The following is a 20,997-nucleotide window of genomic DNA, read 5'->3' as shown; positions in this document are numbered from 1 at the left end:
AGCAACGACGGCGGGAACGACGCATTGTCGGGCATTTGCCGCAGTCCGGGTTGAGACCGGCAGCGATCGTCACCATAGAATCGGTCTCCAGATGCCAATCGATGCCTCCCCCATGACCGAGACGACCTACGTATTCGACGCCACCACTGCGACCTTCGAGGCCGAAGTCCTGCAGAAGTCGCTGCAGACGCCGGTGCTGGTCGACTTCTGGGCCACGTGGTGCGGCCCCTGCAAGACCCTGGGCCCGATGCTGGAAAAGCTGGCCGCCGAATACAACGGCGCCTTCGAGCTGGCCAAGGTCGATGTCGACAAGGAACAGCAGATCGCGGCCGCCTTCCAGATCCGGTCGGTGCCGACCGTGTTCCTGGTCAAGGGCGGCCAGCTGGTGGACGGCTTCCCGGGTGCCATTCCGGAAGGCCAGCTGCGTGAATTCCTGGCCCAGCACGGCATCGTGCCGGCCGACATTGGTGACACTGCCACCGAGGATGAAGCACCGCTGGACCCGCAGGCGCAAGTTGACGTGCTGCGTGCGCAGATCGCCGCCGAGCCGGACAAGGACGAGCTGAAGCTTGACCTGGCCCTGGCCCTGCTGCAGATCGGCGGCGTGGACGAAGCCGGCACGCTGATCGACGGCCTGCCCGCCAACCTGGCCACCGACGACCGCGCCGTGCGCGCCCGCGCCCGCCTGTCCTTTGCCGCCGCGCTGAAGGACGCCCCGGCCGCCGAGGTGCTGGACGCGCGTATCGCCGCCGATGGCAAGGACCTCAAGGCCCGCCACCTGCGCGGCGTGCAGCTGCTGCTCGGCGGCCATGACGAAGCCGCGCTGGCGCAGTTCCTGGAAATGCTGCGGATCGACCGGAGTTTCGAGGAAGGCCTGCCGCGCAAGGCGCTGATCGACGCCTTCAATGTGATCTCCGACGAGGACCTGGTCGGCCAGTACCGCCGCAGGATGGCCTCCCTGCTGTTCTGAACGGGAGCCGGGTTCGTTCAGAATCCCTGCACTGGACGCAGGCAATAATGCGCGCGATGGCGGCCGTACGGCCGCCACGATCCGTTCGGGGGGATGAGGTCGGGGCCATGGGGTCTTGCAGCTGCACCCCCGCATTGCCGGGATTGCAAAACTGTGACCTTCGTCCGCTCGCTGTCGTCTGCCATGCGCTCCAAGGGCGCCCTGTTCTGTGCCCTCCTCCTGCTGCCGGCCATCGCCGCCGCGCAGGACTGGAACTACCGGGTCCGTCCCGGCGACACCCTGTGGGACCTGGGTGGCGTGTATCTGAAACCCTCGGTGCGCTGGCAACAGCTCCAGCAGCACAACCGCATCGATAACCCCTACCGGCTGCCGCCCGGCCAGCTGCTGCGCTTTCCCATCAGCTGGCTGCGCACCGAACCGGCGCCGGCGCGGGTGCTCTCGGTCCGCGGCAAGGTCGAACTGTCCGGTGGCGACGGCAGCGCCAGCCGCGCCATCCAGGCCGGCGAGCAGCTGCACATCGGTGACACCGTGCAGACCGAGGGCGAATCCAGCGTCACGCTGGAATTTGCCGATGCCTCGCGCCTGCAGCTGCGTGAGTACTCGCGCCTGCGCCTGGACCAGCTCAGCCGCTATGGCCACACCGGCATGGTGGACACTCGCCTGCGCCTGCAGCAGGGCCGCGCCAGCAATCGGGTGACGCCCGCGCGCGGCCCGGCATCGCGCTACATCATCGATGCGCCCACCGCCACCAGCAGCGTGCGCGGCACCGTCTTCCGGGTCAGTGCCGGCGACGGTCGTGATGTCGCGGCCACCGAGGTCCTGCAGGGCAAGGTGCAGGTCGGCAATACCCACGGCCAGCGCATGGTCCAACCGGGACAGGCCACCCGCAGCGGCAGTGCAGACGCCGCACCGGACGCAGTCTCCGCACTGCTGCCGGCACCGCAGCTGCGCAACGATGAACTGCGCCTGGCCCCGTTGCCGACGCTGCTGGCATGGTCTCCGGTCACCGGCGCCGCGCATTACCGCGTTGAAGTGGTACAGGCCGCCACGCCGGAGATCCTGCTGTTCGCTGCCACCACCACCGATACCCGCCTGGCCATCGGTGACCTGCCGCCGGGCCAGCTGCGCATCCTGCTGCGCGCGGTCGATGCTCAGGGTGTGGAAGGCATCGATGCCAGCGCCGACTTCGAACTCAGCGACCAGCCGCCACCGCCGCTGACACTGGCCCCGCTGCATGGACAGACAATCAACAGCGACCGCCCGCGTTTCCGCTGGAGCCAGGCCCCCGGTGCGCGCAGCAGCGTGCTGCAGATCGCGGCTGATTCCAGCTTCGTACAGCCACTGCAGGAACTGACCAGCACCGGCACCGATCTGCGCCTGGCGCAGCCATTGCCGCCGGGCCACTACTTCTGGCGGGTCGCCTCGCGCGATGCCAACGGCCACCAGGGACGCTATGGCCAGGCGCTGCCGCTGCAACTCAGCAATGAACCGGTCGATCCTGCGCTGCAACCGCCCGAGGCCGCGCATGGTGAACTGACCCTGCGCTGGCAGGCCGGCAGCGAAGGCCAGCGCTATCGCGTCCAGGTCGACCGCCGCGGCGACTTCAAGGCACCGCTGGTCGACGAAACCGTGGCCGAACCGCAGGTCAGCTTCAAGCGTCCGTGGCGCGGCACCCTCCACGTGCGCGTGCAGTACATCGACGATGACGGCCATGCCGGCGAGTTTTCGCCTGCCCAGCAGATCGCCCTGCCGTGTCGCCTCTGCTATGGCACCGGCGGTGGTGCCCTGCTGCTGTGGCTGCTGTTGTGAGGCGCTCGCCGCTGCCTTGGTCGAAGCGGATCCTGCTGGCCATGCTGGCCGGGATACTGACCATCGTCGCCAGCCAGGGCCAATGGCTGTGGCGGCAGGACGAGGCCTCCTACGACGCGATGGTCGGCAACTGGGACTATCGACCCGACCCGAGCGTTCTGATCGTGGCCATCGACGAAGGCAGCCTGCAACGCATCGGCCAATGGCCGTGGCCGCGCTCGGTCCACGCCCGGTTGCTGGACCGCCTGACCGATGCCGGTGCAGAACGGGTCGCGCTGGACCTGATGCTGTCCGAGCCGGACCGCCGCGACAGCCGCCAGGACGAGGCGCTGGCCGCGGCCATCCGTCGCAATGGCCGGGTGGTGCTACCGGTGCTGGCCGCACCGGCAGCCGGTGATCGCATGGCCGAGGAAATGCTGCCGGTTCCGCAGATCGCGGCCAGTGCCGCCGCCATCGGCCACACCGATGTTGAGGTGGACAGTGACGGCGTCGCCCGCGGCATCTACCTGCATGCAGGCATCGGCAAGGCGCATTGGCCAGCGCTCGGGCTGGCCCTGACCGGCCTGCCCGCGGGCGCAGTGCGCGGCCTGCCCGACCCTGATCCCGAGGTGGGTTCGCCCTACCAATGGCGGCGCAACGACTACGTGCGGGTGCGCTATGCCGGCCCCCCCGAGCAGTTGCCGCAGGTTTCCTACGCAGACGTACTCGATGGCCACGTGGACATGGCGATGCTGCATGGTCGCCGCATCATCGTCGGCATGACCGCCAGCGGTATCGCGCCGCGCCTGCTGACCCCGACCACCCGCGAGTTCTGGATGAGCGGCAGCGAGTACCAGGCCAACATCGCCTCGATGCTGCTGCAGCACAAGCAGATCGAGGTGCTGCCCCGCATCTGGCAACACGCCATCAGTGCTGTGCTGGTGGCGCTGTGCGTGATCCTGCTCGGCCTGCGCCTGCCGTGGCTGGCGGCGTTGTGTTCGCTGCCGCTTGCCCCTCTGCTGAGCTGGCTGCTGTTGCGCACCAGCAACCTCTGGTGGGCGCCGGCCACCGCCCTGCTGGGCATCCTGCTGGTACTGCTGGCCTGGGCGATCTGGCGGATTTCGGCCTGGCACCGGCAGGCCAACCGCGACGCACTGACCGGCCTTGGCAATCGCCTGCGCTTCGAACAGGCGTTGCAGCAGGAATGCGACGCCGCGCGACGCAACGGCAAGCCACTGAGCCTGGCGCTGATCGACGTCGACCACTTCAAGCGCCACAACGACCGCCATGGTCACCAGCTCGGCGACCGCGTGCTGCGGGACGTCGCCCGGTTGATCGGCGCGCATGCTCGGCGCCCGCGCGACATGGCCGCGCGTTACGGTGGCGATGAATTCGCGCTGGTATTGCCCGATACCCCGGCCGAGGGCGCGCGGCCCGTGATCCAGGACCTGATCGACTGCGTGCGTGCGTTGCCGGCACATGGTGATGGCAGCGACGACCGGGTCACGCTCACCATCGGCGTGTTCACCCGTGTACCGGACGGCGAGCTGCAACCGCATCATTTCGTCGAAGGGGCCGACACCGCGCTGTACCAGGCCAAAGCGAATGGGCGCGACGGGTATGTGATCGACGGCAGCGCGTGACCGGCGCCACCGGGGTGCAACATACGCATGCGAATGGTTAGACTGGACACCTCGCCCAGCGCCCCCCGGATCCGCATGAACGCCCGCCTGTTCCGCTTCGGCATCAACCTCTGGCCGCCCTTCCTGTTCACCGGCATCCACGTCACCCGCATCACCCCCGACTACCGGCAGATCGATGTCGAGCTGCGCCTGCGGCCATGGAACCGCAACTACGTTGGTACCCACTTCGGCGGCAGCCTTTTCGCGATGACCGATCCGTTCTGGATGCTCGGCCTGCTGCACATCCTCGGCCGCGACTACTACGTGTGGGACCGCGCAGGCGCCATCGACTTCCTCAAGCCCGGCCGTGGCACCGTACGCACATCATTCCGCATCGATGACGCGCTGCTGGACGAACTTCGCGCCGAGGCCGCCAGCGGCGACAAGGTGCTGCGCTGGTTCAGCAACGACGTGGTGGATGAAAGCGGCGAGGTGGTCGCACAGGTCCGCAAGCAGGTGTACCTGCGCCTGAAGCCGCACGCGCGCTGATTCTCCGCACAGGCGCTATCCTCTGGCCCCCTGCCATGGAGGCTCCGATGCGTCCCTACACCCTTGCAGCACTGCTGAGCCCCCTGCCCTGCGCGGCCCATGCACTCGACCTGCCGCCGGTGCAATACCCGACGCTGCCGGCCCAGGCGGCCACTGCCACCGGCTTCGTGCCCGAGGGCTGGACGCTGGAGTCCAGCATCGAAGGCGATCTCGACCGGGATGGCCGCGCGGACCTGGTGCTGGTGCTGCGCCAGCAGGATCCGCGCAATGTCATCGAGCACGATGGCTTCGGCCCATCGCCTTACGACAGCAACCCGCGCATTCTCGCCGTGGCGTGGTCACGCCCGGCCGGCTATGTGCTGGCGGTGCAGGACCACCATCTGATTCCTCGGCCGGACAACCCGGTGATGAGCGACCCGCTTGAAGATGGCGGTGTCAGCATCCAGCGCGGCACGTTGAGGGTGGCGCTGTTTTCCTTCTCCAGCGCGGGAAGCTGGTCGATGGGTACCACCGCCTTCACCTTCCGCTGGCAGGACGATGCCTTCGCGCTGATCGGCTATGACCAGAACTCGGTGATGCGCAATTCAGGACAGGCCACCTCGGTGAGCGTGAATTTTTCCACGCGCAAGGTGAAGCGGACCGAGGGCAGCATCGAGGACGACAAGGAAAGCGTGCGCTGGCAGCCACTGCGCGGCAGCCGCCGCTGGACGCTGCAGACCGTTGGTGATGGCGGGGTGTTCGATCCGCAGGCCGGCGGCGACTGACCCGCCGCTCAGTCGCGGGCAGCGGCGGTTGGGGCGGCGCCGGCCGCCAACGGCACCGACAGCCACGGGCTTTCGTCGTTGCCGCGGGTGGGCGAGCGACGCGGTACCTGCAGGAAACGCCCGTTGGCGGACAGCTGTGGCGCCCGCACCGGCGAGGCAAACTGCGCCGGCAACCGTTGCAGCGCCTCCACCGGGTCCCCCGCCTGCTGCCGCAGCCAGCGTTGCGCGCCCAGCAGGCGCAGCATCGCCGCGGCATCCTGGGTGCGCGACGAATAGGCGGGATAGACCGGGCCAGCAATGTCGGTCAGCACGCAGCCCATCACGTTCGACAGGCACCCGAAGTCATGCTGCAGCGGCGCCGCTACCGGCAGCGGGCGGTCCGCCTCCAGTGCCGCGGTCGCTGCCGCCCCACAGGCCCAGCCCAGATTGCCCGCCACGCGCGCCAGCGTACTACTGCGGTCCAGCACCAGGACCCCGCCAAATTCCTGGGCCGAAGACGCGATTGCCGCGCGGCTCATCGCGTACTCGCCCTGCATTGCACGGCACAGGCTCTGCTCGTCGGCCCGCATCGGCTGCATGGCGCGTTCGCATTCGGCCGGCAGCGGGTGGTCGGCAGGCAGTTCCACCAGCATGTCGGCCAGCAGCTGCGCATTGGCCTGCACCAGGCTGGCGCCGATGATGCTCTCGACCAGATAGCTGCCACCGGGCACCAGCCGACGACCCAGCTGCAGGCCACGGCAGCTGCCACGCAGCGCGCCATCGATGTCCCCCTGCACATAGGCCAGTGCGCGTGCACTGGTGGCATCGAGCATCAACCCGTAGGTCGGCAGCGGCACCATGATGCCGTCGCCCTTCGGCCTGAACGGCGACACGAAGTGGTCCGCTTCGGCCAGCGCGTCCAGCCGTGCGTGCAGCTGGCGATGGCCGGCATGGGCCTCGGCAAACCGCTGCGGATCGGCCCGCACCTGTGCCAGGCAGTCGCGGGCGCTGGGCCCGCAGCTGGCGGACGCCCGCGCGCGCAGTTCGGCGTGGTTCGCCGCAAGGTGAGACGGGGTGAGGTTGCCACCGCGCGGGCCGGCCTCCCAGCGCCGCACATCCTCGGCCAGCGCCTGCTCGCGCTGACCGGCATCCAGGTCGTCAAAGGCCAGTGTCCACAACAGCGGATAGCCATTGCGCCCGTTCGCCGGCAGCCGCGCCTCCAGCCGTTGCTGCGCCTGCAATCGCGATTCCGGCACCGGCCACATGCGTGAGGCACACCACACCACGATGGCCAGCACCAGCAGGCCCGCCAGGGTCCACCCCAGTCCGCGCAGAATCTTCAACACAGCTTCCCTTCCATGGCTCGTTGCCGCAGTCGATCCGCCAGCGTAATCGACCGGCAGTGACCGCTACAATGCGCACATGTCGCTCGAAGCCCCCGCCCTGGTGCCCCGCCCTTCCCTGCAGCGCCTGTTCCTGACCGGCCTGCTGACCCTGCTGCCGATCTGGCTCACCTGGGTCGTGGTCAAGTTCGTGTTCGTACTGCTGTCGGGCATCTCCAGCCCGCTGGTGGTGCCGCTGTCCGAACAGATCGCAACCAGTTTCCCGCACTATCTGGGCTGGGTCCGCGCCGAGTGGATCCAGGACACCATCGCCCTGCTGGCCACCCTGCTGGTGATCCTGGCGGTGGGCGTGGCCAGCCGCCGCGTGCTGGGCCAGCGCCTGCTGCGCTGGGTCGGCGCGGTGATCAAGCGCATCCCGCTGGCCAGCATCATCTACGACAGCGCCAAGAAACTGCTGGACATGCTGCAGACCGAGCCGGGCAGCACCCAGCGCGTGGTGCTGATCGACTTCCCGCACCGCGACATGAAGTCGGTCGGTCTGGTCACCCGCGTGATCAAGGAACACGGCACCGACCGCGAGCTGGCCGCGGTGTATGTGCCGACCACGCCGAACCCGACCTCGGGCTACCTGGAAATCGTGCCGGTGGAGCTGCTGACGCCCACCGACTGGACCGTTGACCAGGCGATGAGCTTCATCATTTCCGGCGGCGCCGTCGCACCGTCCAGCGTGCCGTTCACCCGCGCCGGCGAACGCGCCGAATGACCGCAGCGCCGATCGAGCGCCCGCTGCAGGACCGCGCGGTGCTGCTGTTCATCGTGCTGGCCGCGTTCTTCTGCGGCAATGCGGTGCTGGCCGAGCTGATCGGCGTGAAGATCTTCGCGCTGGAAGATACCCTCGGCATCGATCCGCTGAACTGGAACCTGTTCGGCCAGACCGGCTCGCTCAGCTTCACCGCCGGCACCCTGCTGTGGCCGGTGGTGTTCATCATGACCGACACCATCAACGAGTTTTTCGGCAAGCGCGGCGTGCGCTTCATCTCGTGGCTGGCCGTGGTCCTGATCGCCTATGGCTTCCTATTCGCCTTCGCTGCGATCTCGCTGGCGCCGGCCAGCTGGTGGGTCACCTCGATGGACCGCCACGGCGTTCCGGACTACCAGGCCGCGTTTGCCGCCGTGTTCGGCCAGGGCATGTGGACCATTGCCGGTTCGCTGGTGGCCTTCCTGCTCGGCCAGCTGATCGACGTGGCAGTGTTCCACCGCATCCGCCAGGCCACCGGCGAGCGCCACGTGTGGCTGCGTGCGACCGGATCCACCGCGATCTCGCAGGTGGTGGACAGCTTCGTGGTGATCTGGATCGCCTTCGTGCTCGGCCCGCAGCACTGGCCGACCTCGCTGTTCCTGGCCGTCAGCAGCGTCAACTACATCTACAAGATGGGTTTTGCGATTGCCTTGATTCCGCTGCTGTACCTGATGCGGCGTGCGATCACCCGCTATCTGGGCGCAGACAGGGCGGCCGCGCTGCGGGCCGCCGCCGCGGCTGACTGAAGCCCCAGCGCCACCAAGCTGACTGCGCCTTCACGCTGGCCGTACGCGCGCGGATCGTGCAAGCTCCACGGTCTGTGTTCCACGGAAGCTTCTTGATGCCGTATTCCCCCCGCGTGCTGGCCGCTGCCATTGCTGCGTTGTTCCTGTTCAGTGCCGTGCCGCCGGCCGAAGCAGCGAAGAAGAAGGCCAGCCGCCCTGCCGCTGCGCAGACCCGCCAAGCCGCCAAGCCCAAGGCCAGGCCCACCCGTGCCACCGCACCGGCCCGTGGCAGTTCGACGCGCCGCGCTGCGCCGCGTCCGGTCGCACCAGCCCGTGCCGTGCCCAAGCAGGTACAGCTGGAGCGCCTGTACGACGAGTACTGGGATGCCTCGATGCGGTTGAACCCGCTGCAGGCCACGTTCCAGGGCGAACCGCGCTACAACGACCAGCTGCCCAACATCCTGTCCGCCACCTGGCGCCAGCAGTCGCACGACTTCACCACACAGTGGCTGGGCAAGGTCGAAAAACTCGGCAGCGACGGCCTGCAGGGCCAGGACCTGCTCAGCTACGAGATCTTCGTACGTGACGCGCGCGCCTCGCTGGCTGCCGAGCGTTACCCAAGCTGGATGATGCCGATCAGCCAGTACTACAACATCGGCAGCATCATGGCGATCCTCGGCTCCGGCGCCGGCGCGCAGCCGTTCAACACCGTGCAGGACTACGACACCTGGTCGCGCCGCTCGCTCGGCATTCCCGAACTGTTCGACCAGGCCATCGACAACATGCGCCAGGGCATGAAGGCCGGCGTGGTGCAGCCGCGCGACCTGATGGAAAAGGTGCTGCCGCAGCTGGATGCGGTGATCACGCCGACCGCTGAAGAGAGCATCTTCTGGTCGCCGATCCGCACGATGCCGAACACGATTGCAGCCGAAGACAAGGCGCGCATCAGCGCCGAATACAAGCGCATGATCGAGCTGCGCATCATGCCGGCCTACCGCGCCCTGCGCGGCTTCATCGCCACCGAGTACCTGCCGGCCACGCGCGCCAGCAGCGGCATGGGCGCGCTGCCCGACGGCCAGGCCTGGTATGCCAACCTGATCGTGCAGACCACCGCCAGCGACCAGACCGCCGCACAGCTGCACGCGCTGGGCGAACAACGCGTACAGGAACTGCAGGCACAGATCGCCACGGTGATGAAGGACGCGAAGCTGCGCGGCACGCCGACCAAGCTGCTGCGCAGCATGCGTAACGATCGCCAGTTCCAGTACAGCGATGCCAATGCCCTGATCAGCCGCTACCGCCAGGTGCAGCAGCAGGTCAACGCGCGTCTGCCTCAGGTGCTCGATACGCTGCCGAAGTCCGCACTGGAAGTGCGTGCGGTGGAACCGGAACGTGCGCTCACCGCCGCCGCGGCAGCCTATCAGCCGTCGCCGGCCGGGCAGCCGGGCGTGCTGTACATCAACACCCGCGACCTGCCCAGCCGCAAGCGCTGGAGCGTGCCGGTGCAGTACCTGCATGAAGCGATTCCCGGCCATCACGTGCAACTGGGCCTGCAGCAGGAACTGGCCAAGCTGCCACGCTTCCGTCGCCTCGGTGGCGATCTTGCGTTCGTCGAAGGCTGGGGCCTGTACGCCGAGACGCTGGGTGAAGACCTCGGCGTCTACACCGATCCCTACGACCGTATCGGCTACCTGTACTCACGCCTGCTGCGCGCCGCGCGCGTCGTCGCCGACACCGGCGTCAATGCACAGGGCTGGAGCAAGCAGCAGGCCGTGGCCTACCTGCAGAAGACGGTCGACATGAGCAGCGATGATGCCAACGCTGAAGTCGAGCGGATCATGGCCCAGCCCGGGCAGGCACTGTCGAACGTCGCTGGCCTGACCACCATCGTTGCCCTGCGCGACAAGGCCAAGGCACGCCAGGGTGCAGCCTTCGATCTGCGCCGGTTCCATGCCGAACTGCTGAAGGACGGCTCAATGCCGCTGGACGTGCTGGACCGCAAGATGGAGCGCTGGATGGCGCAGCCGGCCAGCGCTGCACCCACCCCTTCACCCTGACCCTTCCGGAGCCGCCATGCGCCCTGCCGTCGTCCTGTTCGCCGTCGTGCTGGGCCTGCTGCCGCTGGCCACCTCCCCCGCACCGGTGCTGACCCCACCGGATGCGGGTATCGACGGCCTGATGCAGGCCTACGATGGCCAGGTACCCGGCGCCGCAGTGCTGGTACTGCACGACGGGCAACCGGTGTTCCGTCGCGGCTATGGCCTGGCGGTGGTGGAAGACGGTACTGCCGTGACCGCCGCCAGCAACTTCCGGCTGGCCTCGGTCAGCAAGCAGTTCACCGCTGCGGCGGTGCTGCTGCTGGTGGAAGACGGCCGGCTCGGGCTGGACCAGCCGGCGCGGCGCTGGCTTCCGGAACTGCCGCAGGCCGCAGCGGCCATTACCCTGCGCCAGCTGCTGTCGCACACCAGCGGCCTGCTCGACTACGAAGACCTGATGGACCCGGCGGACACACGGCAGGTACACGATGCCGATGTGCTGGCCCTGCTGTCGCGCGAGAACCGCCTGAACTTCGCACCCGGTACGCAGTACCGCTACAGCAACAGCGGATATGCACTGCTGGCACTGATCGTGGGGCGCGCTTCCGGCCAGGATTTCGCCGCCTTCCTGCAGCGGCGCATCTTCGCGCCGCTGGGCATGGCCCACACCGTGGCCCACCAGGACGGTATTGATACGGTGGCCGCACGTGCCTATGGCTACAGCTGGATCGACGGCCGCTGGCAGCGCACCGACCAGAGCACCACCAGCGCCGTGCTCGGCGACGGCGGCATCTATTCCTCGCTGGACGATCTCGCCCGCTGGGATGCCGCGCTGTATGACGACCGCCTGCTGTCGAAGGCATCGCGTCGCGCGATGTTCAGCCCGGCCACGACCACATCGGAACCGGACGTGCCGCATTACGGCTTCGGCTGGCGCCTGAACGGCCCGGTGCAATGGCACAGCGGCGAGAGCATCGGCTTCCGCAACGTGATCGTGCGCCACCCGGAAAAGCACCTGACCGTGATCGTGCTGACCAACCGCAACGACCCCGAACCCTATCCGCTGGCGCTGAAGATTGCCCAGCGCTGGCTGGACACCCTGCAATGACTGCCGCTTCCGACGCCCTGCTGGGCATCCACCACGCCGCACTGATCTGCAGCGACTACGCGCGTTCGAAAGACTTCTACGTGCGGATCCTCGGCCTGCGCGTACTGGCCGAGAACCACCGCGCCGCGCGCGACTCCTGGAAGCTGGACCTCGCGCTGCCCGATGGCAGCCAGCTGGAATTGTTCTCCTTCCCCGCGCCGCCGCCCCGGCCCAGCCGCCCCGAAGCCCAGGGCCTGCGCCACCTCGCGTTCCGGGTCGCTGCGCTGGAGCCGTTCATCGAACGCCTGGCCAGCCACGGCGTGGACTGCGAACCGATCCGCGTGGATGAATACACCGGCGCCCGCTTCACCTTCTTCGCCGACCCCGACGGCCTGCCGCTGGAGCTGTACGAAGTCGATTGACGCCCCTCGGGGGTCAGATCCCTTTTCCGACGGAAAAGGGATCTGATCCCGCCGCCGCCACCGGAAACGCCATCCACGCATGGCGTGGATCTACGTGTCGACCAAGGTCGACACCCACCAAGAGCAGGCCGAGCCATTCCGACAGATTGCGGAGACCTGTCGAAGGCGGGGCACTGTGGGTTTGCGGGGTGTGAGCCGCATGGATGCGGCGACCAAGCCCCCAGGGACGGGTTTACGGCGGCCCCGCAAACCCACAGTGCCCCGCCATCCCCCAGCAAGTCCGCTTTTGCTGTTGCTTCGGCTGTTGCCGTTGCCTCTGCGGGTGCAGGGCGCAGCCCTGCAAAGCCCCCCCCTTCCCCATACCCCGCCGAATGGGTATACAGTCGACCCGTACCGGCATCGTGCCGGAATGAACCCTGGGAGGGGACCATGCGCAAGACCTTCAAGACCCTGCTGCTGGCATTGCCGCTGTGCCTGGCCGCGCTCTCGGCGCAGGCCGCCGATGGCGCCGCCGGCCGCTGGAAGACCATCGACGACAAGACCGGCAAGGTGAAGTCGATCGTCGAGATCACCCAGGCCGCCAACGGCACCCTGACCGGCAAGGTGGTCGACATCCTGCACTCGGACAAGGGCCCGAACCCGGTCTGTGACGGCTGTGAAGGCGCCAACAAGAACAAGCCGGTGAAGGGCATGACCATCCTCTGGAACTTGAAGGCCGACGGCGCCAACAAGTGGTCCGGCGGCACCATCCTCGATCCGGCCAATGGCAAGACCTACAAGTCGAAGATGGAATTGCAGCCCGGCGGCACCAGGCTTGACGTGTCCGGCTGCATCGCCTTCATCTGCCGCGCGCAGACCTGGCAGCGCGAATAAGCGCCCCGGCCCCCGCTTCATCCCCGTGACCCGGCCCCGGCCGGGTCACCTCGTTGCGGGCATGCGATACTCTGCGGTTCCCCTCGGCTTCACCCCGCGACCATGACCCGTACCGCGCTCGTCACCACCGCCCTGCCCTACGCCAACGGCCCGCTGCACCTGGGCCATCTGGTCGGCTACATCCAGGCCGACATCTGGGTGCGTGCGCGGCGAATGAGCGGCGGCAAGGCCTGGTTCGTCTGCGCCGACGACACCCACGGCACGCCGATCATGCTGGCTGCGGAAAAGGCCGGGGTCACCCCGGAAACCTTCATCGCCAACATCCAGGCCAGCCACGAACGTGACTTCGCCGCGTTCGGCGTCGCCTTCGACCATTACGACTCGACCAATTCGGCGGCCAACAAGGCGCTGACCGAGCAGTTCTACCTGAAGCTGGAAGCGGCCGGCCACATCAGCCGTCGTTCGGTGGCGCAGTTCTACGACCCGGCCAAGGGCATGTTCCTGCCCGACCGCTACGTCAAGGGCATCTGCCCGAACTGCGGCAGCCCCGACCAGTACGGCGACAACTGCGAAGTGTGCGGCGCCACCTATGCGCCGACCGACCTGAAGGAGCCGCGTTCGGTGATCTCCGGTGCCACGCCGGAAATGCGCGATTCGGAGCACTTCTTCTTCGAGGTGGGCCACTTCGACGCGTTCCTGCGCGAATGGCTGGCCGGCGACGTCGCCCTGCCGGGCGTGAAGGCCAAGCTCGGAGAATGGCTCAATGCCGAAGGTGGCCTGCGCGCGTGGGACATCTCGCGCGATGCGCCGTACTTCGGCTTCCAGATTCCCGGCCAGCCGGGCAAGTACTTCTATGTCTGGCTGGACGCGCCGATCGGCTACCTGTCCAGCTTCCAGACCCTGTGCGGCAGGCTCGGCGAGGACTTCGAAGCGCACCTGCGCGCCGGTACCAGCACCGAGCTGCACCACTTCATCGGCAAGGACATCGTCAACTTCCACGGCCTGTTCTGGCCGGCGGTGCTGCACGGCACCGGCCACCGCGCGCCGACCCGCCTGCACGTCAACGGCTACCTGACCGTGGACGGCGCCAAGATGAGCAAGTCGCGCGGCACCTTCGTGATGGCGCGCACCTTCCTCGACGCCGGGCTGGAACCGGAAGCGCTGCGTTACTACTACGCCGCCAAGTCCGGCGGTGGCGTCGACGATCTCGACCTGAACCTGGGTGACTTCATCGCCCGCGTCAACGCCGACCTGGTCGGCAAGTTCGTCAACCTGGCCAGCCGCTGCGCCGGCTTCATCAGCAAGCGCTTCGACGGCCAGCTGGCCGCGCAGCTCCCCGATGCGGCGCAGTACCAGCGCTTCGTCGACGGTCTGGCGCCGATCCGTGAAGCCTACGAGCGCAATGACCCGGCTGCAGCGATCCGCCTGACCATGACCCTGGCCGACGAAGCCAACCGCTACATCGACGACGTCAAGCCGTGGGTGATCGCCAAGCAGGAAGGCGCCGACGCGCAGCTGCAAGCGGTGTGCAGTCAGGGCCTGAATCTGTTCCGCGTGCTGGTCACCGCGCTGAAACCGGTGCTGCCGGCCACCGCCGCGCAGGCCGAGGCCTTCCTGGCCGCGCCGGTGAACGACTGGACCGAACTGGCGCAGCCGCTGCTGGGCCACCGCATCACCGACTACACCCCGCTGTTCACCCGTATCGACCCGAAGAAGATTGACGCCATGATCGACGCCTCCAAGGACACCCTGCAGCCGGCCGCTGCCGCCGCCCCCGCCGCCAAGACCGAAGCGGTCAAGCCGGCCGCACCGGCACCGGCCAAGGAAGAAGCCAAGGGCGCCGACGCCCCGACCTACATCGGCATCGACGATTTCGCCAAGCTCGACCTGCGCATCGGCAAGGTGCTGGTCTGCGAGTTCGTGGACGGTTCGGACAAGCTGCTGCGCTTCGAACTGGATGCCGGTGAACTGGGCAAGCGCCAGATCTTCTCCGGCATCCGTGGCAGCTACGGCGAGCCGGAGAAGCTGGTCGGCCGCAGCGTGGTGTTCATCGCCAACCTGGCCCCGCGCAAGATGCGCTTCGGCCTGAGCGAAGGCATGATCCTGTCGGCCGGTTTCGACGGTGGCGCGCTGGCGCTGCTGGACGCCGACAGCGGCGCACAGCCGGGCATGCCGGTCCGCTGAAGCCTGCAGCGGGCGTGGTTGCGGCCGCGCCCGCCGGCGGCACCGGCCACGGGGCAACGCGATGGGAGGCAACGGAATGGAACTGGCGCTGTTCGACTTCGACCACACCGTGACCACCTGCGATACCTACGGCCGTTTCCTGCGCCGCGTGGCCACCGCCGAACAACTGGCGCAGGCGTGGTGGAAGGTCGGCCCGTGGCTGCTCGCGTACAAGCTGAAGCTGATCTCGGCCGAACGCATCCGCGCGCGCGTCACCCGCCTGACCTTCAGCGACCGCCACAGTGACGACATCGCCACCCTGGCCGCCGGCTTCTCGCGCGAGTTCCTGCCCGACGTGGTGCGCCCGGAAATGCTGGAGCAGATCCGCTGGCACAAGGAACAGCAGCACACCGTGGTCATCGTGTCCGGCTCGCTGGACCTGTACCTGCGGCCGTGGTGCGAGCAGCTGGGCCTGCAGTTGATCTGCAACCGGCTGGAAAGCCAGGACGGCCGCCTGACCGGTCGCTATGCCGGTGGCGACTGCGGCCCACGCAAGGTCGAGCACATCCGTCGCCAGTTCGATCTGTCGCGCTACGTGCGCATCCATGCCTACGGTGACAGTTCCGAAGACAAGCCGATGCTGGCGCTGGCCCACGAGCGCTGGTTCCGCGGCAAACCCCTGAAGTAACCCAACGCGCAGCCTTCGCCACGCATGAGCCTGATCCCGCCCCTGACCGAACGCCTCGACCGCCTGCTGCCACAGACCCAATGCGGGCAATGCGGCTACGACGGTTGCCGCCCGTATGCGCAGGCGATGGCGCGTGGCGAGGCAGGCGTGGACCGCTGCCCACCGGGTGGCGATGCCGGTGCACGCGCGCTGGCCCAGGTGTTGGGCATACCGGCGATTCCATTCGATCGCTCGCGCGGCGAGCACAAGGCGCCGCAGGTGGCGTTGATCGTGGAAGCCGACTGCATCGGTTGCACCAAGTGCATCCAGGCCTGCCCGGTGGACGCCATCGTCGGCGGCGCCAGGTACATGCACACGGTGATCGCCGATCTGTGCACCGGCTGCGAGCTGTGCATCCCGCCTTGCCCGGTGGACTGCATCGAGCTGGTACCAGCGTAGCCACCGGACCAGCCGACGGTGTGCGGGTGTAGAGTCGACTGTTAGTCGACTGTCGCGCGCAGCGCGGGATTTTCAATCCCGGAAGCCAAGAGCAGTCGACTAACAGTCGACTCTACACCCCCCCTCCGCTGGTGGGGGGGCCCCTGCCTGCCGTTACGGCACTGCCGCCGTCACTACGATCTCGACCTTCCACTCGGCGTGGGCCAGCTTGGCCTCGACCGTGGCGCGCGCCGGGGTCGCACCCTCCACCACCCACTCATCCCATGCCTTGTTCATGCCGTCGAAGTCGGCCATGTCGGCCAGGAACACTTCGGCGCGCAGCACATGCTGGCGATCACTGGCCACCAGCGCCAGCAGCTTGTCGATCTCCGCCAGCACCTGCCGGGTCTGCCCGGTGATGTCCTGGCTGGTGTCTTCCGGAATCTGGCCGGAGAGGTAGGCGACCTTGTTGTACACGGTCATTTCGGACATGCGCGGTCCGACGTCGTAACGCTCCATCATGGGCGTGGCTCCTGCGGGTGATCAGGCCTGCATTGTCCTCCAAACCGGTCAACGATGGGTGCAGGGCAGCCGTCCACGCACGCTCACTACCGGCTTCCGACAGCGGCGCTGGTCAAATGCCAGCGACAGGCGCACGATGCGCCACGGCTGCATTGACACCACCCTCGCCCTCCCTGACGCACGCTTGCGCCGATGACCGAAACCACCGCTCCCGCCACCGCTCCCTCCACCCCGGCATGGAAGCGGGTCCTCACCATCGTCGTCCCGCTGCTGATCCTTGCGCTGGCGCTGCACGGCCTGGCCAACGAGTTCGATGAGAACGGCTACCGCGCCATCCGCCATGCCTTCCACCAGCTCAGTGGCACGCAGATCGCGCTTACTGTCGTGCTGGGCCTGGCCAGCTATGCCTGCCTGATCGGTTTTGATGCCATCGGCCTGCGCCGCAGCGGCATCCGCGTGCATCCGGCGCGCATCGGCATTACGGCGTTCCTGGCGCACACGCTCGGCCAGACCGTGGGCTTTGCCGCGCTCACCGGCGGTGCGGTGCGCCTGCGCGGCTACCGCACCGCCGGCCTGGACCTGGCGCAGATCGGCCAGGTCGTGCTGATGAGCACGCTCGGCTTCGTGTTCGGCGCCTGGCTGCTGATCAGCGTGGCGCTGTGCATGGAACCGGCGGCCGCGGCACTTGCACTGCCACTGGACCCGGATGCGGTGCGCGTGGTCGGCATCGTCGCGCTGCTGGCCTATGCGGCCACCCTGCTGCTGGTCGGCCGCGATGGGCGTCAGTTCAGCGTGTTCGGCCATGCGCTGTGGCTGCCCGACCGCCGCACCATGATCGGCGTCACCGTGCTCAGCGTGATCGAACTGGTGCTGGCCAGCGCCGCGTTCTACGTACTGCTGCCGGACTCGACGCCGACCGGCCTGCCCGGCTTCGTTGGCCTGTACCTGGTCGCGGTGCTGGCCGGACTGGTTTCGACCGTGCCCGCCGGACTCGGCGTGTTCGAATGGAGCCTGCTGAAGCTGCTGCCACAGGTCGCACCGGCTGCGGTGCTGGCTGCGGCGTTGATCTACCGCGTCACTTACTACGTGCTGCCGCTGCTGTTGGCGACCCTGCTCGCGCTGGCTCCGGCGCTGCGGCAACCGCTGCAGGCCAGTGCCGGTGCAACCCGTGCCGGCTGGAACGCATTGCGGCCGTGGCTTCCGCAGATCATCGCGCTGGCAGTGTTCAGCATCGGTGCTGCACTGGTCATCGACGGCACCTTGCCCACGCCGCGCCGCCACCTGGTCAACGCATCACTGCCGATCCTGGAGACGTCCCATCTGATCGGCAGCCTCAGCGGCGTCGCCCTGTTGCTGATCGGCCAGGGCCTGGCCCGGCGCAGCCATGCCGCATGGATGCTGGCGATGGCCGTGTGCGTGATCACCCCGTTGCCACTGTGGCTGCGCGGTGGCCAACCGCTGATCGCGGTCTCCGCCCTGCTGGTGGCGATGGCGCTGTGGGCCGCGCGCCGCGAGTTCTATCGCCAGGGCGCGCTGCTGGATGAAGCCTGGTCGTGGCCATGGCTGCGCAACCTCGGCCTGGTACTGGTGGCAGTCACCTGGCTGTTGTTCTTCACCTACAGCCATGTCGAATACCAGAACGAGCTGTGGTGGCAGTTTGCGATATCCGGCAACGCACCGCGCGCACTGCGTGCGCTGCTGGTGGTGGCCATCGCGCTGGTGATGTTCGGCCTGGCGCGCCTGCTGCACAGCACCCGCAGCCCGCTGCCACCGGCCGACGAAGCCACGTTGCGGTCACTGGCCCCGGTCCTGGCCGGTGCCACCGACACCCAGGCCTGCCTGGTGCTGACCGCCGACAAGGCGGTGCTGCGCGATGACGCGAAGCAGGGCTTCGTGATGATGCAGCGCTACGGCGGATCGCTGATCGCGATGGGCGATCCGGTCGGCCCGCCCGAGGTCGCGCGCGCGCTGATCTGGCGCTTCCGCGAGGAAGCCGACCGGCTCGGCCTGCGCCCCGTGTTCTACCAGATCGGCGAGACCTACTGGCAGACCTATCTCGACCTGGGCCTGGGCCTGGTCAAGCTGGGCGAGGAAGCGATCGTGCCATTGCACGACTTCGGCCTGGAAGGCCGCGAACGCGCCGACCTGCGCCAGGCCTGGAACCGCGGCAAGCGCGGCGGCCTGTCGTTCCGCGTGGCACCGGTGGAAGAGGTTCCCAGCCTGCTTCCGCGCCTGCACGCGATCTCCAACGCGTGGCTGGAAGACAAGGCCGGCGACGAGAAGGGTTTCTCGCTGGGCAGCTACGATCCGGATTACCTGGCGCGCTTCCCGGTGGCACTGGTCGAAGCCGAGGGCCAGATCGTGGCATTCGCCAACCTGTGGCAGGCACCGGCCGGTGCCGAGCTGTCGGTGGACCTCATGCGCCACGTCAACGAGGCCCCGAAGGGCACGATGGACTTCCTGTTCATCGAGCTGTTCCTGTGGGGTCGTGCACAGGGCTATGCGCGTTTCTCGCTGGGCATGGCGCCCCTGTCCGGGCTGGCCCAGCACCGCCTGGCTGGGCGCTGGAACCGGCTGGCCGGCCTGCTGGCGCGGCATGGCGAACGCTTCTATGGATTCAGTGGCCTGCGCCGCTTCAAGTCGAAGTTCGACCCGCAGTGGCGACCGCGCTATCTGGCTGCGCCGGGCGGCATGCACCTGCCGGCGGCGCTGCTGGATGCCACGCGGCTGATCTCGCTGGACCCGAGGCGGAACTGACGCCCCGACCCGCCGGGCATGGCCCGGCGCAACCGGCTCGCTCTGGTGGGTGCGAACCGTTGGTTCGCACGCCCTCCGCTTTACGCGCCGCCCTTGAGGATCACTTCGGCCAGGCGGTCGTAATCACCATTGAAGTGATGGTCGCCCGGCAGCTTCACCTTCTGCACGCCGTCGTTGGCCGGCAGGCCGGGGCACAGCGCGTCGTCATCCTTGTCGCCATACACGCAGAGGGTCTTCGCCGCCGGCAGCTTCGCCACTTCCGGCGCGATCGGCAGGCCGTCGCCGCCCCCCCCCAGCCAGTTGCTGACATGGAATTCGAAGTCAGCCTTCCTGCCCACCGACAGCAGCACGATACGGTCCAGCGCGTCACGGGTGCCGGCATCAAGCTGGTTGATGGTGGCCGGCAGCACGTCGGCGCCCTGCGAGAAACCAATCAGCATCACCTTGTCGCGATGCCACTGCTGGCGGTAGTGATCGATGATCTTCTGCAGGTCAGTGGCGAAGCCCTTCGGCGTGCGCTCGCTCCAGAAGTAGCGCAGCGAGTCGATGCCGACCACGGCCACGCCATGCTCGTTGAGCGACGACGCCACGTCCTTGTCCAGGCCGGCCCAGCCGCCATCGCCGGAAACGAACACGGCCAGCGTGTCGCCATTACCGGCGGCAGGCACCTCCACCACGGGCAGGCCCTTCAGCGCGGCCGGAGGCGGTGCCAGGCTGACGCCCACCTGCGCGCCCATCACCCGCGCCGCCGCCACCAGGCCCGGTGAAGCATCGCCGCGTGCGGTGCGCTTGAACTCGCGTGCCATCGCCACCTGCTGCACGAAGCGGCTGGCCTCGCCAACCTTGCAGCCATGGCCGCCGGCGGCGCTCAGCCACGGGAAATTCAACTCGGCAGGCTGCAGCTTGTTGTGCTTCACACCGTCGCCGCAGACCATGCGCTCGTGGCTGTGCTCCGGGCAGAAGCCGGTGGTCAGCAGGCCAGCGAACACTTGGGTGTCGGCCTGTGCGGCCAGCGTGTAGGCCATCTCGGCGCCTTCGCCATCACCACCGACCAGCGGCAGGTGGTAGCCGGGCAGATGCAGGGAGGCCTGCAACCAGCGCGAGAAGTTCTCGACGTCGCCGGAACCGAACGAACAGGTCGGATCACCCTCGCGCTCGAGCACGCTGCGCAGGTGCGCGATGTCCACCGCAGCGACCATCGCGCCATCGGCACGCAGGGCCTCGATCGGAAGGCGGCTGGTATCACCACCGGCGGTGGGTTCATGGAACCAGATCACCACCCGCTGCGGCGTACCGGCCGGCATGTGTACCGGAATCTGCTCGAACCGCCCATGGCTGAACTGCTGCACGTTGGCCGCCGCCATTGCCGGCAGCGCTGCCAGCGCCAGAACCACACCCATTGCCCTGCCCAGCCCTGCACGCTTCATATCGCATCCCCGATGGAATGCGCACACGATACGCCGCCGCCGCGTGCACGGCACGTACCGGCGCAG

The 20,997-nt window shown here is 68.0% G+C and carries 18 protein-coding genes; 15 read left to right on the top strand and 3 right to left on the bottom strand.

Annotated elements, in window-relative coordinates; translation table 11 throughout:
* The first annotated feature begins 112 nt into the window (after positions 1–112).
* The 5 genes from trxA to ACZK0Z_RS06490 all read left to right on the top strand — a co-directional run bounded on the left by trxA (position 113) and on the right by ACZK0Z_RS06490 (position 5,693).
* Positions 113–970, top strand: coding sequence for a thioredoxin (trxA, locus tag ACZK0Z_RS06510; RefSeq protein WP_197620128.1), 858 nt, complete (start codon positions 113–115; stop codon positions 968–970).
* A gap of 153 nt (positions 971–1,123) precedes the next feature.
* Entirely contained in the window at positions 1,124–2,779 is a 1,656-nt protein-coding gene (locus ACZK0Z_RS06505; RefSeq protein WP_049427729.1) for a FecR family protein, read from the top strand.
* Complete coding sequence (locus ACZK0Z_RS06500; protein WP_197633448.1) at positions 2,776–4,401, top strand: CHASE2 domain-containing protein; 1,626 nt, start codon at positions 2,776–2,778, stop codon at positions 4,399–4,401. The genes ACZK0Z_RS06505 and ACZK0Z_RS06500 overlap by 4 nt, the downstream gene beginning before the upstream one ends.
* 75 nt (positions 4,402–4,476) lie before the next feature.
* Positions 4,477–4,929 carry a DUF4442 domain-containing protein gene (locus tag ACZK0Z_RS06495; RefSeq protein WP_049427725.1) on the top strand — a complete coding sequence of 151 codons (453 nt, stop codon included), beginning with the start codon at positions 4,477–4,479 and terminating at the stop codon, positions 4,927–4,929.
* A gap of 47 nt (positions 4,930–4,976) precedes the next feature.
* The gene (locus ACZK0Z_RS06490) at positions 4,977–5,693 is read left to right on the top strand and encodes a hypothetical protein (RefSeq protein WP_197633450.1); all 717 of its coding nucleotides are present in this window, start codon (positions 4,977–4,979) and stop codon (positions 5,691–5,693) included.
* A gap of 8 nt (positions 5,694–5,701) precedes the next feature.
* Here ACZK0Z_RS06490 and ACZK0Z_RS06485 read toward each other — a convergent pair whose 3' ends face one another.
* On the bottom strand, positions 5,702–7,018 hold the full coding sequence (locus tag ACZK0Z_RS06485; RefSeq protein WP_295551285.1) for a hypothetical protein: 1,317 nt from the start codon (positions 7,016–7,018) through the stop codon (positions 5,702–5,704).
* Between the two features lie 76 nt (positions 7,019–7,094).
* Here ACZK0Z_RS06485 and ACZK0Z_RS06480 point away from each other — a divergent pair, with 76 nt between their 5' ends.
* The 9 genes from ACZK0Z_RS06480 to rnfB all read left to right on the top strand — a co-directional run bounded on the left by ACZK0Z_RS06480 (position 7,095) and on the right by rnfB (position 16,246).
* A complete protein-coding gene (locus tag ACZK0Z_RS06480; RefSeq protein WP_049427719.1) occupies positions 7,095–7,778 on the top strand; it encodes a DUF502 domain-containing protein in 684 nt (227 codons plus the stop codon).
* A complete protein-coding gene (locus tag ACZK0Z_RS06475; RefSeq protein ID WP_197633453.1) occupies positions 7,775–8,560 on the top strand; it encodes a queuosine precursor transporter in 786 nt (261 codons plus the stop codon). The genes ACZK0Z_RS06480 and ACZK0Z_RS06475 overlap by 4 nt, the downstream gene beginning before the upstream one ends.
* Before the next feature lie 95 nt (positions 8,561–8,655).
* Positions 8,656–10,596 carry a DUF885 domain-containing protein gene (locus tag ACZK0Z_RS06470; protein ID WP_049427716.1) on the top strand — a complete coding sequence of 647 codons (1,941 nt, stop codon included), beginning with the start codon at positions 8,656–8,658 and terminating at the stop codon, positions 10,594–10,596.
* A 16-nt stretch (positions 10,597–10,612) separates the two neighbouring features.
* Positions 10,613–11,683 carry a serine hydrolase domain-containing protein gene (locus tag ACZK0Z_RS06465; RefSeq protein WP_049427713.1) on the top strand — a complete coding sequence of 357 codons (1,071 nt, stop codon included), beginning with the start codon at positions 10,613–10,615 and terminating at the stop codon, positions 11,681–11,683.
* Complete coding sequence (gene gloA2 / locus ACZK0Z_RS06460; protein ID WP_197620133.1) at positions 11,680–12,084, top strand: SMU1112c/YaeR family gloxylase I-like metalloprotein; 405 nt, start codon at positions 11,680–11,682, stop codon at positions 12,082–12,084. The genes ACZK0Z_RS06465 and gloA2 overlap by 4 nt, the downstream gene beginning before the upstream one ends.
* 429 nt (positions 12,085–12,513) lie before the next feature.
* Positions 12,514–12,957 carry a DUF2147 domain-containing protein gene (locus ACZK0Z_RS06455; RefSeq protein ID WP_049426799.1) on the top strand — a complete coding sequence of 148 codons (444 nt, stop codon included), beginning with the start codon at positions 12,514–12,516 and terminating at the stop codon, positions 12,955–12,957.
* 102 nt (positions 12,958–13,059) lie between these two features.
* On the top strand, positions 13,060–15,141 hold the full coding sequence (metG, locus tag ACZK0Z_RS06450; RefSeq protein WP_049426798.1) for a methionine--tRNA ligase: 2,082 nt from the start codon (positions 13,060–13,062) through the stop codon (positions 15,139–15,141).
* Between the two features lie 76 nt (positions 15,142–15,217).
* Positions 15,218–15,808, top strand: a complete 591-nt coding sequence (locus ACZK0Z_RS06445) for an HAD family hydrolase (RefSeq protein ID WP_049426797.1) — start codon at positions 15,218–15,220, stop codon at positions 15,806–15,808.
* 24 nt (positions 15,809–15,832) lie between these two features.
* Positions 15,833–16,246, top strand: coding sequence for an Rnf electron transport complex subunit RnfB (gene rnfB / locus ACZK0Z_RS06440; RefSeq protein WP_197633455.1), 414 nt, complete (start codon positions 15,833–15,835; stop codon positions 16,244–16,246).
* A 153-nt stretch (positions 16,247–16,399) separates the two neighbouring features.
* Here the strand turns inward: rnfB and ACZK0Z_RS06435 are convergent, their stop codons facing one another.
* Positions 16,400–16,747 carry a RidA family protein gene (locus tag ACZK0Z_RS06435; RefSeq protein WP_049426796.1) on the bottom strand — a complete coding sequence of 116 codons (348 nt, stop codon included), beginning with the start codon at positions 16,745–16,747 and terminating at the stop codon, positions 16,400–16,402.
* Between the two features lie 192 nt (positions 16,748–16,939).
* Here ACZK0Z_RS06435 and mprF point away from each other — a divergent pair, with 192 nt between their 5' ends.
* Positions 16,940–19,504 (top strand): bifunctional lysylphosphatidylglycerol flippase/synthetase MprF, encoded by a 2,565-nt coding sequence (mprF, locus tag ACZK0Z_RS06430; protein WP_197633457.1) that lies wholly within the window; start codon positions 16,940–16,942, stop codon positions 19,502–19,504.
* 80 nt (positions 19,505–19,584) lie between these two features.
* Here mprF and ACZK0Z_RS06425 read toward each other — a convergent pair whose 3' ends face one another.
* Positions 19,585–20,931 (bottom strand): virulence factor family protein, encoded by a 1,347-nt coding sequence (locus ACZK0Z_RS06425; protein ID WP_336339877.1) that lies wholly within the window; start codon positions 20,929–20,931, stop codon positions 19,585–19,587.
* Positions 20,932–20,997 lie beyond the last annotated feature (66 nt).

Source organism: Stenotrophomonas sp. 116085_Sma (genome assembly GCF_056479585.1).
This window is presented reverse-complemented; position numbering and strand designations above follow the sequence as displayed.